The organism is Imperialibacter sp., from assembly GCF_040222385.1.
Lineage (GTDB): Bacteria > Bacteroidota > Bacteroidia > Cytophagales > Cyclobacteriaceae > Imperialibacter.
Map to the genome: position 1 here is coordinate 253,754 of NZ_JAVKDF010000021.1, position 14,812 is coordinate 268,565.

Consider the following 14,812-nt stretch of genomic DNA (forward strand, 5'->3'; position numbering starts at 1 on the left):
AGTTCAACTTAACGCACTATTTAAAAATTGAAAAAAAAATTATGCGACAGAAAAAGCCGCTGATTTTTTCTTTGCCATGAAAATCATATAACCTATAAATACAACGGGATACATAAGCCCGCAATAAATCCATACTGAGTCGTAAGAATACGTGGAAATAATAAACCCAATCACCGGATTAAGTACCAGTGACGACAAGGCGCCGGCACTACCTGAGAGCCCCACAACTGTGGATGAAGCCGTTTTACCAAACACATCTCCAATCGAAGTAATGTAATTAGTAATCCACAACCCATGGGCAAAGAAAGCCAGCCCAACCAACACCAAGATGACTACATAGGAATCCAAAAGCCCTATGGCTGCTACTGGCAGTGTCATAAGGGCGGCAAAGCCCATGACGACCTGTCGTGAAAATGCTTCTTTCGATGTCTTTTGAAAGATGAAATCCGATACCCATCCGCCCGTAACATTCGCAACGCCCAACGCCAGGAAGGGGACCCACAGCAACTGGCCGATCTTGTCTACTGCAAGGCCATGACTTTCGTTCAGGTACTTGGGAATCCAAAACATGTAGAAGTAAAGAATGGGATCAAGCACAAAGCGCATGGCCATGAAAATCAATGCCTCTCTGGATTTGAGTACTTTAATGAAGCTAAAGTTTCTTTTTTCAACTACCTCACTTTTTGACGGGGCCTCTGCCAGCTCATTCTTTTTTGTAATGATAAGCCAGGCCACCAACCAAACAAACCCGAAAGCGCCAGTCATTATAAATATGTAGCGCCAGTCCCAAAATCCTAAAAAGTATGCACACAGTGGTGGCGCAATAACAGCACCAAGCGCAGATCCACCGATGGCAATGCCGTTCGCCAGGGAATGTTTTGTTTTAGGCACCCATTCGATGACAGCCCTAACTGCACCAGGGAAACATCCTCCCTCTCCTATGCCCAGCAAAAAACGGAAGGTAGCAAATTGGAATACACTGCCAGCAAAACTGTGCAGTATGGTGGCAAAAGACCAAAACCCTACAGAAACGGCCAACCCCAGTCGGCTGCCGTACTTATCTATAAGTACACCGCCAAGGGTAAACATAATAGCATAGCTTGCAAGAAAACCCGAGTTGATGAATCCGTACTCGACATCGGATATAAATAAATCTTCCTTTATTTTAATAATGACAATGGACAACACCTGCCTGTCAAGGAAGCTTAAAGACGTAGCTATTAGTAGCAGGAATACGACCCACCAATACTTTGTTGTAGTTTTCATAGGGTGCCTTAACGCACTAAGTTCAAGAACCTAATGTAGTAAGTAAATTTTAATATGACAAAAAAAAAATTCAAATTAGCTGTCCGCCAAACTTAGAGTAATGAAAAGGCCAGTCCCCAAGTACATTTTAATCAGCAAAGAAATCATTCAAAAAATTGAGTCAGGTGAGCTTTTACCTGGCGATAAGGTGCCTTCTGAGAACGAATTGATCAAAGAGCACAACGTGAGCAATACTACAGCCCGCAAGAGTTTGCACGAAGTAGAATTACAGGGATGGGCAACCAGAATAAAAGGAAGAGGCACTTACGTGTTAAATAAAACGGAAGACCGGCACGTTACCAGGGTTCTTGGTTCTTTCGACGCCATGAAAAACAGCTTCGACGGCAACCTGATCAAGGAAGGGTTCAAACCAAAAGATATTATTCTTGAAAAGACAATCCTTGAGAGTGGCCTGTCATCCAAAATCGATAACAGACATATGAAGATCGACGGCCCGGTGTTGAAGGTTCACCGCCTGAGATATGCCGACGACACGCTAATGAAAGATGAGACCAGATACATTTCCCTGGTTGCCTGCCCGAAGATTCACCTTATTGAGCTGAAGGACCCGCTGATTGCCATTTACGAGGATCAGTACAAACTAAAGTTGGGCAATGCTCACAGAACAATGGGAGCGGTCATTCTTTCGCCCGGTGATCCTCAGAACTATTTCGAGAACACCGTGCCTCTGGCAGCTTTTATGCTTGATGGAGCCATCTTCTCCGAAGATGGAAAAATTGTTGAGATCGAAAGATCATTGTACCGGGGCGATCGCTATAAATTCTCTATCAATACAAAGCACGAGCTAGACTAGGTGCACAGAGGAATTCAAAAAAAAATCGTGCCACCAGCTATCGCCAGGGGCACGACTTGGTTCTCTAAAAACTTATTGACTACTTCTGTAATGTCGTCGGGCAAACGTAGTCTGTTCTCGGAACAGCGGTTGCCTCAATGGCTTTCCAGCCTCCATCAATATTGATGATATTGTCCCAGCCCCGGGCTTTCAGAATTGAGCTGGCAATCATAGAGCGGTAACCCCCTGCGCAGTACAGGTACAAGGGCTTTTCTTTGTCAAAATCGGCCATGTGGTCGTTGATAAAGTCCAGCGCCAGGTTTTTGGCATCTTCCACATGTTCGGCAGCAAATTCGCTTGGCTTGCGAACGTCGATCACCTCCAATTTCTCACTAGCATATTTGGCGGAGAATTCGGCCGCTGACACATTGGCAATTTCATCCACCTCTTTCCTGGCTTTTGTCCAGGCAGCAAATCCACCGTCCAGAAAACCAATCGTATTGTCGTATCCCACTCTGGCCAGCCGTGTCACCACCTCTTCCTCTCTGCCTGGCTCCGCCACGATCAGAATTGGCTGCTTAATATCCAGGATCAGTGCGCCTACCCAGGGCGCAAAGCTTCCGTCTATACCGATATTGATTGAGTTGGGGATAAAGCCTTTGGCAAATTCGTTAGGCGAGCGGGTGTCCAGCACCAGTGCCTCAGTTTCGTTGGCCGCTGCCTCAAAGCCCTCAGCTGAAAGCTTTTGCAAACCCCGGCTAAGCACCTTGTCGACGCTCTCATATCCCATTTTGTTCATCATCACGTTTTCAGGGAAATAAACCGGCGGAGGTGTTAGCCCATCAGTTACCTCTTTAATGAACTCCTCCCTGGTCATGTTTGCTCTCAGCGCATAGTTCGTTTCCTTCTGATGCCCCAGCGTATCGGTCGTTTCCTTGCTCATGTTTTTACCACAAGCAGATCCTGCACCATGGCCTGGGTACACAATTACATCATCTGGTAGGGGCATAATCTTGTTCCGCAGCGAGTCAAAAAGATGTCCGGCGAGGTCTTGCACGCTCAAGTGCGACTTGGCAGCCAAATCAGGCCTTCCCACATCGCCAATGAACAGCGTATCGCCAGAGAAGATAGCATTTTCTTTACCCTCTTCATCAATCAGCAAATATGTGGTGCTCTCCATGGTGTGGCCCGGCGTATGAAGCACCTTAAGCGCTACCTTACCAATTTTCAGCTCTTCGCCGTCTTTGGCAATGTGCGCCTCAAAATTCGGCTTAGCGTTGGGGCCAAAAACAATGGGTGCTCCAGTCATTCTGGAAAGATCCAGATGGCCAGAAACGAAGTCAGCATGAAAGTGGGTTTCCACCACGTACTTGATCTTTGCTCCTCTTCTTTTGGCCTTCTCTACGTAGGGTGCTACTTCTCTCAGCGGGTCGATGATGACCGCTTCACCTTCACTTTCTATGTAGTAGGCACCCTGTGCCAAACATCCTGTGTATATCTGTTCTACTATCATTGTTGTTTATTTTCAATTTCCTTCAGCAAAGGTATACCAGAGGGAGACTCATTTCAGTGACAATAATCACTTTGGCAAAACTAGTCAAAAATTTTGTCGAGGTTGATAATTTCGATATGGTTGCGGCTCAGTGCAATGGCCCCCGATTGCTCCAGCTTCTTCAGTAACCTCGACACCACCTCTCGTGCGGTACTGAGGTCGTTGGCAATTTCCTGATGAGAAATGGCCAGCAGCTTGCCCGACACTTTCATTTGCCTTTTCAGGTAAAACACCAGGCGCTCATCCATAGATTTAAAAGCAACACTATCGAGGGTGATCAGCAGCTCCTCAAACCTTTTTCGGTAGGTAGCCACAACAAACTCGTGCCAGGTTCTGTACTTGGTTTGCCAAGTTTCGGTTAAAACAAACGGAACAGTGATGATGGTGGCATTAGAAACAGCTTTGGCCGATATAGCGCTCTTTTCGCTTCGGGCTGCACACAATAGCGAAAGTGCACAAGCGGATCCGGGCTCCAGATAGTACATAAGAAATTCCTTCCCGTCCTCATCCTCCCGGGAAACTTTCACCAAACCATCTACCACCAGCATAGCTGACTTGATATACTGGCCTGAGCTTACAAGCAGTTCGCCCTCTTTTACAGTTTTTATGCTTCCCTCCTTCAAAATGGCGTCTTTGAGGGCCTGTTCCATATCGGGAAAAAGCGCAGAGAGTTTTGTGACAGTAAATTCCATGTCGAAAATTAAAGCTTTATTTACCAAAGTGCATTGCTCACAAGAACTATTAAAGGCCATCGATTCGTTCCCAAAGCCAATGTTAATTGAGGCTGCCTTCAAAATAGTGCGGGCTGTATGCTCTTTAAAAAGTTGAATTTTTGTTCGACTTTTACTCTCTATGGTGCACAACTGCCTGCCTCCATTCAAAAGAGACATTTGGGTCATCCTTGGCGTAAGCTTTGTGGTGTCTCAGGTATTCCTTTCCATTGGGGCTGACCTCAGCTGGTTCGAGCTTCTGTACCAAACCAACTTCCTGCCTGACACCATTTACTCATTCTCTCTCTCATCTCTTTTGTGGCTGTTTGTCAGGCAAGTGACGAAGCAACTGCAAACGAAATATGACTGGTTCGATCGACCACTTTCAAGGATATTGCTGCAAACAATTTTGGGACTTGCATTACCTTCTCTTGTATGCGTAACCATCACATCCGTTTACTTTCATCTATACTACAAAGTTCCCATTTCAGCCACATCATTTCCTGACTATGAGCTGCCCTTCAGCATCATCGTCATTGGTCAGTTCAACGTCTACTACATTATTTACTATTTCTACCGGGCATCTAAGGTTGCCCGACAAGATGATGGGAGAAAGACTGGTTCTCTCAAGTCGGTGATCGGCACCTTTGGGAGAAAAAATGTACCGGTAGAAGCGGGCAACATAGCCAATATTTTTATCAGGGGTGCTGTCGTTTATATTACCACTTTTGATGGTAGCCGACTTTCGATCAACTATACCCTGGACGAGGTCTTTGGCTTGCTCAGTGAGGAAGAGTTTTTCAGGGCTAACCGACAGGTCATCGTTCATAGGAGATCGTGCAGGTCGTTTGTTAGCGAACCGAATGGTAAATTGCTGCTTGAAGTGCACCCGTCAACGGATGAACCCGTAGTTATTAGCCAACTCAAGGCTACAGATTTCAAAAAATGGATCAGTCATTCCTGATGCGGCATTTCAGCCTATAAAGCCACCTCTTCTTTTCCATACTTCAGGTAGTTTTTTCAATAGTTCAGGTATTATTCGCCCCTTTTTGCATCCATTCATTTGTTGGCGCCGTATGGGAACTGTCACATCAATTTACTTTTTTATGCACAAGTTTATTTTTTTGGTGGCTTGCGTTTTGACCTTCCAGTCGGCCGCAAGCCAGGAGCTGAAAGTTGCCTATTTCGGAGAATCCTTTACCCACTATGGGCTAAAAGGCGGCTACTCCATCACCCTTCGCTCCGTCGACAAACAAACAAAGAAAGGTCGCAGCGTCAGCAACGCCCTGGCCTTCACGCCCGGCCTGGCCATTTACCGCCACGCCCACAACCACGTGGGGCTTATTATAATGCCTGACGTGTCCTACAAAAGAAGAAACCAGAAAGGTAGAACCTTTGAAACCGGCTTTAGTCCCGGGCTTTTCCGCTCAGTTCTGGAGGGCAAGGTGTACGAAGTGAACGAGGCAGGCGAGCTCGAAAAGCTGACGCTGGCCGGACGCACAGCCTTCATGCCGACGGTCTTTATTGGGATTGGAAAAGACCTTTCGGTAAAGAAAGGGATTCAACTCAGCTGGTATGCCCGGCTAAATGTGATGAAGCAAATACCCTACAATGCATCATCTCTCACCCGTTTCGCCATCGAACTCGGAATTGTTAAACCCTTGATTTTTTAACCATGCAAAAGCTATTTTTTCTGTTCGCAATACCTTTCTTCTTCCTCTCGTGCACCGACGATGCTACCGAGGCTACCGACACCTTTTATGTTCGCAATGAGGGCGCCGACATGCCTGTGTGGGTGCGTGGAAATCTCGACTCCGGCAAGATCATCCTTTATGTGCATGGCGGGCCAGGCGACTGTGCCATGTGCTACCGATACTACCTGAAAGGGATGGAGAGCGAAGTGGCGGTGGTCTATTGGGACCAGCGCATTGCAGGGTCGGCTTCCGGCAACGTTGACCCTAAAACGCTCAACTATGAGCAGTACACAGAAGACGCATTTTATGTGGTGTCGCTGCTGAGGCAGCAATACCCCGGTAAAAAAATCTACCTCATGGGTCACAGCTTTGGGGTAGAGGTCACCTGGCAGTTCCTGACCACCAACGACAATCAATCAATGGTGGCCGGAGCCCTCATTGTCAACGGCACCTTCTCCAACTACAGGTGGATGGACGTGATGCGTGACTGGGTGATACGGGAGGCTACAGAGCAGAGCAATGCCAAAGCGCTGAGCTTTGCCGAGGAAAACCCCGTGACAAAGGAAAACATTCAGGAACTGGACTGGGTGGGCTATTACCGCCACATGCTCGACCTGGGTGGCAACGAGCTTTCCCTGTTCTCTAACAAAAAATTCCTCATCAATTACGCATTGTTCACCCCCAACACCACGCTCGCTCAATTTAGCCACGGCAAAGGGTACGAAAACTATTTTGACTTCGAAATGCTAAACTACGACACCTCCGACAAGCTGGACATGATCGATATACCCGTGGCATTCCTGTGGGGCAAAAAAGATGGCGTGGTGCCCATAGAAATTGGATACGAAACGGAAGCCCTGCTAGTGAACACTACGGTGGACTGGACGATATTTGACGACTCATGGCATGAACCTTTCGTTTCTGAAAACGAAAAATTCTTAGAAGCTGCCTTAAAATTTATAAGGGAAAACTAATTGCGCCGCTTAATGCGTGAATAGAGGCCGACCGACTCTTCTGAAACAAACCGCCAAAGCACCTTTGACCATGAGGTGTGCGAGTAGAGGTGGTTGTAATGGTTGGGGGCAAGCTTTTTCAGCTTTGGCAGCCGACTGCCCGGAATGTTGGGGAAGTCGTGGTGCTCGTTATGAAAGCCCACATTGAAAGTAATCTTGTTAAGGAAACCGTAGTACGAATAGGTTTCCTGACCTTCTTTGAAGACATAGTGCTCTGCAATAAAGTGGCCGGCAATGGGGTGAAGCCCGCCGGCTACAAACAGAGAGCCTATGAGGTACACAAAACCGGCAATACCTGCCAGCTGATAAAACACCACCACGAATATCAACTGAGACACCAGATTGATGACTTGCCACTTGTCGGGTTTGATAGGGTGCACCATGAGTGGTCTGATGGCATAAAAAAGGATTTGATTCACCAGCCAGATCAGCTTACCGAAAAAGCCCTTAAACAGAAGAGCCTCCCCGTCGGTGGGCAGATCGGTATCCACACCCTCCTTGCCCTGGTGCCAGTGGTGCTTGGCGTGGTACACCTTAAACGCCATACTGAAGGGGAACACAATGGGAAAGTTGACGATGATGGCCAAAACATTGTTAAGCACTGGGTTTTTGAAAGCCAGGTCATGGGTGATTTCGTGAATAGCCAAAAAAAGAATTTGACTAAGTGTGGCGCCCACTACCACCACCAGCAGCGCAAACAGGTATGGATTTTCAGGTAGAAAAAACACAGGAATAGCCAGCTGTAGCAGCAGCACAAAAATCGCTTTGTACTTTAAGAGAGGGTCGGTACCAAAAAGCTTCTTCACCTCAGGCACTTCATTCATAATTTGCTTTCTGCGCTGAAAGTGAGGTTCTCTGCTTTCTTCCCAGTAAAATGATTGAGCGTTTTTCAAACCGGCAATCTTCTCCAATGAAACTTCGATTAACGTTTCCTAAAACTAAACAATGAATTTTTTAACTGCGCCTAAAAGTGCTATTAGTTACTCAACCAACTTAACCAGCCCTTGCGTTGCTCCTTTCAGCGCTTCTAAAGTGGCCTGAAGGTCGCCCATTTCTGACCTGTGTTGCTCGTAAAGCCTCTTCATATACTTTTCTCTTACGCCCTCATTAGTTTGGGTCACATGCCACAACCCCCCCCCACGCAGCCCCAGGTAAGCGTAAACAGGGTAATACTTCCTGGCAAATGACCTGGGAATAATAAACTGAAGGGGCTTGAACCTGGGCATAACGAAATTCCAGTACACCAGCTGATTTCTCGGGTGGATATCTGCGAGGTGCTTGCCTTCGTGGCGGGCCGCATGCAGCCAATAGTCAATGATACCTCTGCCCTCGGGACTGTTTTTAACGATGATCATCCCTGCGTTAGGCCTTTTACCTCCTAACAACGGCGTATCGCCAGGCATCAGTATGTGCGTTGCTTCATTCCCCATCTTCACAAAACCTTCCAGGGGCAGGGCGGTAGTTGTGAGGATAATATCCGCATCTAACAGCACCACATAATCGACGTCTTTTTCCGTCAGGGCGTTTTGTAACAGCGCAATTTTGGTCCAATTGATATGCATATCATCAACCAACCGGCTGCGTTGCACCAAATGCTGATAACCATGTTTTTTTGCATAGCCCCGGACAGAGGCAATACTATAGGCAGCGTAAGAATCGATGTTTGGCGTAGCCAGCTGAAGTATCTTAAAGGTCAGGCTCATGAAGCTGTTTTGGCTAAATCGGTGTAGTAGTCGAACAGCCGCTGGCACAGTACGTCCCAGTTTTGCTGGCTGGCATAGTAAATCGCCTTTTCCCTGATCCTTGCATGCAGTTCATCATCTGCCAGCAGTGCTTTTATCCGGTCGTACATTTCCTTAGTGTTGCCTGGTTCAGTCAAAAAACCGGTAACACCATCTTCAATAATATCAGCCGGACCACCAGCCCTGGCCGCCACCACAGGCAGTCCGGAAGCCATGGCCTCAAGAATCACGTTACCGAACGTTTCCGTAACCGACGGAAAGACAAACACATCGGCCGAGGCAAATACTTTGGAAAGTGCTTCACCGGTGAGTTTTCCTGTAAACACAGCCTCTGGCATCTTACTTTGAAGCCTCTCCATGTCGGGACCATCACCAGTGACAATCAGCTTATGGCCTTTGTCAAGCAACTTATAGAGCTCTATCAGGCTGTCGGTGGACTTGTAACTCACCAGCCGACTGACAAAAAGAATCTTCTTTTTGCCGGTGACGCCGTATGGAGTGAAAAACTTATCGTCCCGGAAATCGGGAGAAAACAGGTGCTGATTGACCCCCCTGCCCCATACCCTAATTTTGCCAGCATCTACTCTTAATACTTTCAGGTAGTCGCTCATGCTTTCCGTAGGTGCCAGCACCAGCGAGCAATCTTTGTACAACGACAGCAGCCGCCGGGCTATCGGTGGCGAAATCGTATCGATACCAGGCACAAATCTTAAGAAGTATTCTACATAGGAAGTGAAGTGTGTGTGGTAAATAGTTGCCACAGGTATCTTGCGTTTTTTGCCATACTTCACAGCATACCAACCTAGCGCCGAAGGGGTACTCCAATGTACAATATCGGGCTTGAAGTCATCGAGCATCGCCTCCAATCCCTTCATTCGCTTGGGTAATGCCAATTTATATTGCTTATAGAGCGGTAGGTCTATCGATGGGCACTTGTACACAGGAAAGGGAAACTCCGGGTCTTCTGGCGGCAGCGGAGTGATAAAGATGGCGTCAAATTGATCCCTGGGCAGGCGGTAGGCAATTTGATTGGTGGTGTTGGACACCCCATCAAAATCCTTTTTGAGTACATCAATAAAAAATACAATCTTAACTTTGCTCATATTTCCACAAACCTCACATGTTGGCAGGCCGAAGCGATTCCGAAGTTCTTGTTGTTACGCACAAATATCCTCCATCCATTGGCGGCATGCAAAAGCAAAGCTATGAGTTGATCAAAAACCTGCAATCATATACAATAGTCCACAAAATTATCTTTAGTGGAAAATACCCTAAAGCGCTATTTTTCTTCTCGGTTGTTCCGTGGTGCTTGTTCAAGGTTTGGGCCAATCCCCGCATAGCTGTCATTCACGCCAATGACGGCCTTATGGCGCTATTTTTAACTCCGCTGCTTTGGCTCACCCGAAAAAAATTGGCTGCCACTGTCCATGGGCTCGATGTTATCTTCAAGTCGACCTTGTATCAGTTTTGGCTGCGAAAATACCTGTCAAAATTTACCTGGGTCATTGCCGTGAGCAACGAAACGAGGCTGGAATGCATTAAAGCAGGTATCCCCTCAGCCAGTGCACATTACATCCCCAATGGGTTCGAGCCGCTGCCAAGTCCACAAAAAAATGAGGCCATCTACTCTCTGCTCAGGCAAAGATTTGGAGCAGCCATCAATGACAAATCTTTGATAGTATCTATTGGTCGGCCGATTAAGCGAAAGGGCTTTGTTTGGTTTATTAAAAATGTGCTTCTGCAAATACAAGCCCCTGTTCTTTATGTGATTGTCGGGCCGAGGGAGAAGAACATTAAGCTCATATTATGGCTTTCAAAAGTACTTCCGGCATCGGTCTTTACGAAACTCGCCCACCTTTTTGGCTTTGGCTTGGAAGCCCTTGAACTGGATAAGCTCATGAAAGAGCCTGCCTTTAGAGACAAAGTGCTATTTGTAGGAAAATTATCCAAAGCTGAACTTGATCAGCTGCTTTTGCATGCCGATTTGTTTGTGATGCCCAACTTGCATGTTGACGGTGACTACGAGGGGTTTGGCCTGGTGGCTCTGGAAGCAGCCGTTAGCGGGCTGGTTTGCGTGGCAGCTAGGGTAGACGGCATTCCATCCGCAGTAAAAGACAATTTCAATGGTTTGCTCCTGCCGTCCGGCGATGCCGACACGTGGGGCATCACAGTTAACAAACTACTGACCGACAAAGAGGAGCTCAAAAAACTTGGTCAGTTGTTCAAAAGTAATACCGAAAAAGAGATGTTCACCTGGGACAGCATGGCGCAAGTCTATTTCGAGCTTTTCCAAAAACAGGTACCCGATAATCAATGAAAGTGTTTTTCATCGGCTCCTCAAAAATGGGCACCACCAGCATCACCAATGCCCTGAAAGAAAAAGGCCTTCGGGTTACCCATACGCCTCACTTCGGGGTGTATTCTCACCTAGCGGAGCCAAACGAAGCTTTTTTTTCGAAGTTTGACTACTTTCTCGATGGCAGCCTCCACAATTTTCATCACCTCACCACCTGGTTTCCCGATGCAAAAATAGTTCTGCTGGATAGGGAGCCTTCCCGCTGGATTCTCAGCATGTTCAACTGGTTCAGTCATATCGACGAGCGACATATGAAGGACGACAAAGCAATCGTCCGCCTTTCCAGGCTCATCATGGGCAAAACAGTCTATCGCCAAATATTGATTGACTGGCTCATTTACAGAAAAAGAGCACTACACTTTTTTAAGGGAGACCCCAGATTCATTCACATCAATATAGAGGATGGGGCTAAAGAATGGAAACGACTAGTGAGACACCTCGACATCCAGCTGGATATCAAGTGGGACAACAAACAAGTCAAGAAATCAAATCCAGAGTGGGCGTCGAAAATTGTGGCAGAAGCAGAAAACAAGGCACAGCACGCAAGCGCCCTATACCCGGAGATCTCTCAAACGTCCTTAAGGGATAGCCTGTTTCTTTACACAATGAAGGTGCTGAGTAAAGATTTTATCAGGGAGAGGCACCTTGTGAAAAACATAAAAGTAGCCGGGAAAAACAATGGCTGGGTCAGTCCTAGAACCTACAGCACCAGCGTCACGCATGTCGCTAAATTTATTCGGGTAGTTTTTTGCCTTGGCCTGAGAATCACTGTTAACCGATCGAACCGGTTAAGCCCGTACATTTACTAAACAGCGGGCCAGCTTTTTTCCAAAAGTCTGTAAAGCTGGTCGTTGTAGTCGCTGCTACGGTTGGTGTCATTGTACAAGCTAGCTGCCCGCATCATCCGCAAAGAATGAAGCCGAATAAACTGAAATGGGCCTGGTATCACATAGACAGGCACCTGACTAGCTGCCAAAAGGCCGCTGATCAGGATGTCGTCTGCAAAATTGGCTGCCTCATGCTTTTCGAAGTAGTCGGCGGTGGGCTTAAGCATTCCCTTTGTAATCATGTAGCTTGAGGCTCCCTGCATGCAATGCACCTGACTGGGGCTTGCAGTCACTTCAACCCTATTGTCGGCACCCAGGATTCTAACTTTCCCTGCACTCACACACTTTCTGTCGGTATGTTGCCCGGTAGTCGGCACTGGCCAGCCCAGCAACGTGAATGCCGCTGCAGGAAACTGCCTTCTGCAATGCACATAGTGTTCTACCAGTTGCTTCGGATACACCTGATCATCATCCAGCACGATGATGCTGCTACCCTCTTCAATATCATCGGTCTGGCAACTGTAAAACCATTTGGTGGCGGGCCCGAGGTCTTTCTCTACCCAACTTATTTCCACCAAAGGGTTGTCCGATAAAAAACCGGGGATCTTATAAGTCTGCCCCTTCCGGCTTTTTTTTGCGATGCAAAGGAATATCTTGTCAGGCATCATGGTCTGATCCATTAGTGACGCTATCGCAGGGCCGATTCTGGCGATACGCTCAGGGGTGGTAGATAGAGAAATATAAATCGGCTGATCTTCACTTCGGTTCGCCGCAACGGTCGACCTCATGCGAAAGCTGGAGCGCCAAAAAGCGTTCAGCCTTAAATACCTCAAAATCTCTCTCAGAGTAGCCATCATCTTTTGAAAACGTTGTTTTGCTTGGAGGCTGGTTTAATGCATGATTTCGGACAAGCAAAGAATTGAGGACAATCGTCATCAAGCCTCCGCCAATGTCCTGAAACAACGCTTATAGCAGGGTGACTGATTTGATCAGTCTCTATGGAGGATAAATGTCTCAAAGTTCATTTACTTTGCTCGCAAAACAGTTCATAAAGATGAGTTTAAAAGTTGTGACTTTTGCAAACACGGTTGACGAAAGGATAAACACCCTGAAGAATTCGTGTGCAAAACTCGCTCTACCCCTGGAAATTCTGGGAATTGGTGAAGAATGGAGTACAAACGCTATTAAACTGAACCTCCTCAACTCATTTTTTCTTTCAACAAACCTCTCCGACGACGATCACCTACTTGTTGTGGACGCTTTTGATGTTGATGTGATCGGTGGCGAGTCTGATATTTTGGAGTTGTTTTCTGAGATCAATGTCGATGTTTTATTTTCAGCCGAAGCCAATTTTTATTTCAGAGATCGTATCCTCAAATACTACTACTGGAAATTTTACCCCCGTGGCGCCGCTTACTACGACTATCTTAATTCCGGCTCCTTCATGGGGAAACTGAAGCATCTTCGTCAAATGCTGAGCGACATACAGGCTTTGTACGGAATCGACTTTGCCGACGGACAAGCTTTGACACAAATACGATCAGACCAGTCGCTATTTAGCCGGTTCTATGCAGACTGCAGCTCTCAGCTGTTTAACCCAGCGTACACTATCGCCACCGACGGTCAGCAACAGCTCTTTGCCTGCACGGGCGGGCGAGCCACCGTTGTTAGCTGGCCTCTCCTATCAAAAAGGCACAGCTTCCTCTTCTTCCAATACGAGCGGAAGCTGCTCAAGACATTTGGACTAGCATCACAGCAAACCATCTTCAGGGACCTGGCGTGGAAAAAGGGCCAACTGCACAACACCGCCACAGGCACCCACCCACTGGTGGTTCACATCCCAGCATCGAGAGAAAACTTTCGCAGGCGTCTACAGCAGTTAAAGGGCAAATACACATTCAACACCACGAGCCTTCTTAAGCCGCTGGCAGCTCTTGTTTCATTGGCAGCCTACATGCAGTCGCTGGTGAGCCTGATGCAGATCAACCGGTACAACAAAGGGACGTCGACTCAGCAACAAGTTTTCAGGTACAGCAAGAACTTTGGCCCCACCTATCATGAAAGTGCGTCACGCCTTAGAGACCTTTTAAAAAAGAACGAGCCGTTCTGCTTTTCTCACCTCAACGATGGCGAAATCACTTTTATCAGAAAGTATCTTAACAAAGACAACGAAGCAAAATGGTACGGCAGGAAACAGCAGATCTACTCGGAAGTACTGGCCGAACGCCTGCTGACTGCTCTACAAACCAAAAACCATAACTACTTTGTTGGAATCCCCTGCGGCACCTGCTATCCCGAGCTGAAAACACTGGCACTGGAGCTCAGACAAGCCGACGAATTTACTGTGCCGGCGATGACCATCCACCATAACCTCTCGCTGCTGCCAGCTATCCTGGGAGAACTGAGAAACAGGAAGCTGTTCTTTGTCCTTAACGAGTTTCAAGACCTTACTATGCTTCAAAAACTGGGGCTCAAAGTGGACGAAACACAAATCATGAAAGTCCCTTTCCGAAACTCCTACGAACTTTACGATGACCTGGTCGATCAACGATTCGAGGACGGCACAGTAGTGATGATGATGTGTGGGATGCTGGCAAAAATTGTCAGCCCGGTTTGGTTCGAAAATAATCCGACATGCACATTTCTGGCCTTTGGGTCCAGTATCGACGATTTAATTCAAACGGACAACATCAAATACAAACTTTATCCATCGGAATTTCCCTACACGAGAAACATCTACCCCTACAGGTCGTTTCTCTTCGGACTGAAAAAACCATGCCCTGAATGCTTCGATCTCAGAGATGAAAACTAACCATGCGC

The 14,812-nt window shown here is 47.2% G+C and carries 14 protein-coding genes; 7 read left to right on the forward strand and 7 right to left on the reverse strand.

The window, feature by feature from the left end:
- Positions 1–39: 39 nt before the first annotated feature.
- The gene (locus RIG68_RS07270; protein ID WP_350120471.1) at positions 40–1,266 is read right to left on the reverse strand and encodes an MFS transporter; all 1,227 of its coding nucleotides are present in this window, start codon (positions 1,264–1,266) and stop codon (positions 40–42) included.
- A gap of 100 nt (positions 1,267–1,366) precedes the next feature.
- On the opposite strand from RIG68_RS07270, the gene RIG68_RS07275 reads away from it, so the two are divergent.
- Complete coding sequence (locus tag RIG68_RS07275) at positions 1,367–2,119, forward strand: GntR family transcriptional regulator (RefSeq protein ID WP_152000291.1); 753 nt, start codon at positions 1,367–1,369, stop codon at positions 2,117–2,119.
- 79 nt (positions 2,120–2,198) lie between these two features.
- On the opposite strand, the gene RIG68_RS07280 is transcribed toward RIG68_RS07275, so the two are convergent.
- A complete protein-coding gene (locus RIG68_RS07280) occupies positions 2,199–3,611 on the reverse strand; it encodes an MBL fold metallo-hydrolase (protein ID WP_350120473.1) in 1,413 nt (470 codons plus the stop codon).
- An 80-nt stretch (positions 3,612–3,691) separates the two neighbouring features.
- Complete coding sequence (locus RIG68_RS07285; protein WP_350120475.1) at positions 3,692–4,342, reverse strand: Crp/Fnr family transcriptional regulator; 651 nt, start codon at positions 4,340–4,342, stop codon at positions 3,692–3,694.
- A gap of 160 nt (positions 4,343–4,502) precedes the next feature.
- Between RIG68_RS07285 and RIG68_RS07290 the strand changes: the two genes are divergently transcribed.
- The 3 genes from RIG68_RS07290 to RIG68_RS07300 all read left to right on the forward strand — a co-directional run bounded on the left by RIG68_RS07290 (position 4,503) and on the right by RIG68_RS07300 (position 7,028).
- Positions 4,503–5,324 (forward strand): LytTR family transcriptional regulator DNA-binding domain-containing protein, encoded by an 822-nt coding sequence (locus RIG68_RS07290; protein ID WP_350120478.1) that lies wholly within the window; start codon positions 4,503–4,505, stop codon positions 5,322–5,324.
- 142 nt (positions 5,325–5,466) lie between these two features.
- Complete coding sequence (locus RIG68_RS07295) at positions 5,467–6,033, forward strand: hypothetical protein (protein ID WP_350120481.1); 567 nt, start codon at positions 5,467–5,469, stop codon at positions 6,031–6,033.
- Positions 6,034–6,035: 2 nt separating this feature from the next.
- A complete protein-coding gene (locus tag RIG68_RS07300; RefSeq protein ID WP_350120484.1) occupies positions 6,036–7,028 on the forward strand; it encodes an alpha/beta fold hydrolase in 993 nt (330 codons plus the stop codon).
- Here the strand turns inward: RIG68_RS07300 and RIG68_RS07305 are convergent.
- The 3 genes from RIG68_RS07305 to RIG68_RS07315 all read right to left on the reverse strand — a co-directional run bounded on the left by RIG68_RS07305 (position 7,025) and on the right by RIG68_RS07315 (position 9,912).
- Positions 7,025–7,978 (reverse strand): fatty acid desaturase, encoded by a 954-nt coding sequence (locus RIG68_RS07305; RefSeq protein WP_350120486.1) that lies wholly within the window; start codon positions 7,976–7,978, stop codon positions 7,025–7,027. The two genes, RIG68_RS07300 and RIG68_RS07305, sit on opposite strands and share 4 nt — an antisense overlap.
- A 69-nt stretch (positions 7,979–8,047) precedes the next feature.
- The gene (locus RIG68_RS07310; RefSeq protein ID WP_350120489.1) at positions 8,048–8,770 is read right to left on the reverse strand and encodes a glycosyltransferase family protein; all 723 of its coding nucleotides are present in this window, start codon (positions 8,768–8,770) and stop codon (positions 8,048–8,050) included.
- Positions 8,767–9,912 carry a glycosyltransferase family 4 protein gene (locus tag RIG68_RS07315; RefSeq protein WP_350120492.1) on the reverse strand — a complete coding sequence of 382 codons (1,146 nt, stop codon included), beginning with the start codon at positions 9,910–9,912 and terminating at the stop codon, positions 8,767–8,769. The genes RIG68_RS07310 and RIG68_RS07315 overlap by 4 nt, the downstream gene beginning before the upstream one ends.
- Positions 9,913–9,929: 17 nt before the next feature.
- Here RIG68_RS07315 and RIG68_RS07320 point away from each other — a divergent pair, with 17 nt between their 5' ends.
- Both RIG68_RS07320 and RIG68_RS07325 read left to right on the forward strand, forming a co-directional pair.
- Complete coding sequence (locus RIG68_RS07320; RefSeq protein ID WP_350120495.1) at positions 9,930–11,126, forward strand: glycosyltransferase family 4 protein; 1,197 nt, start codon at positions 9,930–9,932, stop codon at positions 11,124–11,126.
- Positions 11,123–11,974, forward strand: a complete 852-nt coding sequence (locus RIG68_RS07325; protein WP_350120498.1) for a sulfotransferase — start codon at positions 11,123–11,125, stop codon at positions 11,972–11,974. The genes RIG68_RS07320 and RIG68_RS07325 overlap by 4 nt, the downstream gene beginning before the upstream one ends.
- On the opposite strand, the gene RIG68_RS07330 is transcribed toward RIG68_RS07325, so the two are convergent.
- Positions 11,971–12,849: a hypothetical protein gene (locus RIG68_RS07330; protein ID WP_350120501.1), complete on the reverse strand. Its 879-nt coding sequence runs from the start codon at positions 12,847–12,849 to the stop codon at positions 11,971–11,973. The two genes, RIG68_RS07325 and RIG68_RS07330, sit on opposite strands and share 4 nt — an antisense overlap.
- Positions 12,850–13,046: 197 nt before the next feature.
- On the opposite strand from RIG68_RS07330, the gene RIG68_RS07335 reads away from it, so the two are divergent.
- Positions 13,047–14,804, forward strand: a complete 1,758-nt coding sequence (locus RIG68_RS07335) for a glycosyltransferase domain-containing protein (RefSeq protein ID WP_350120504.1) — start codon at positions 13,047–13,049, stop codon at positions 14,802–14,804.
- The last annotated feature ends 8 nt before the right edge of the window (positions 14,805–14,812 follow it).

What these genes read in the sequence shown, in the direction of transcription:
- RIG68_RS07270 (WP_350120471.1), bottom strand. Translation starts at nt 1,266, where the DNA reads ATGAAAACTACAACAAAGTATTGGTGGGTCGTATTCCTGCTACTAATA.
- RIG68_RS07275 (WP_152000291.1), top strand. Translation starts at nt 1,367, where the DNA reads ATGAAAAGGCCAGTCCCCAAGTACATTTTAATCAGCAAAGAAATCATT.
- RIG68_RS07280 (WP_350120473.1), bottom strand. Translation starts at nt 3,611, where the DNA reads ATGATAGTAGAACAGATATACACAGGATGTTTGGCACAGGGTGCCTAC.
- RIG68_RS07285 (WP_350120475.1), bottom strand. Translation starts at nt 4,342, where the DNA reads ATGGAATTTACTGTCACAAAACTCTCTGCGCTTTTTCCCGATATGGAA.
- RIG68_RS07290 (WP_350120478.1), top strand. Translation starts at nt 4,503, where the DNA reads ATGGTGCACAACTGCCTGCCTCCATTCAAAAGAGACATTTGGGTCATC.
- RIG68_RS07295 (WP_350120481.1), top strand. Translation starts at nt 5,467, where the DNA reads ATGCACAAGTTTATTTTTTTGGTGGCTTGCGTTTTGACCTTCCAGTCG.
- RIG68_RS07300 (WP_350120484.1), top strand. Translation starts at nt 6,036, where the DNA reads ATGCAAAAGCTATTTTTTCTGTTCGCAATACCTTTCTTCTTCCTCTCG.
- RIG68_RS07310 (WP_350120489.1), bottom strand. Translation starts at nt 8,770, where the DNA reads ATGAGCCTGACCTTTAAGATACTTCAGCTGGCTACGCCAAACATCGAT.
- RIG68_RS07315 (WP_350120492.1), bottom strand. Translation starts at nt 9,912, where the DNA reads ATGAGCAAAGTTAAGATTGTATTTTTTATTGATGTACTCAAAAAGGAT.
- RIG68_RS07320 (WP_350120495.1), top strand. Translation starts at nt 9,930, where the DNA reads ATGTTGGCAGGCCGAAGCGATTCCGAAGTTCTTGTTGTTACGCACAAA.
- RIG68_RS07325 (WP_350120498.1), top strand. Translation starts at nt 11,123, where the DNA reads ATGAAAGTGTTTTTCATCGGCTCCTCAAAAATGGGCACCACCAGCATC.
- RIG68_RS07330 (WP_350120501.1), bottom strand. Translation starts at nt 12,849, where the DNA reads ATGATGGCTACTCTGAGAGAGATTTTGAGGTATTTAAGGCTGAACGCT.
- RIG68_RS07335 (WP_350120504.1), top strand. Translation starts at nt 13,047, where the DNA reads ATGAGTTTAAAAGTTGTGACTTTTGCAAACACGGTTGACGAAAGGATA.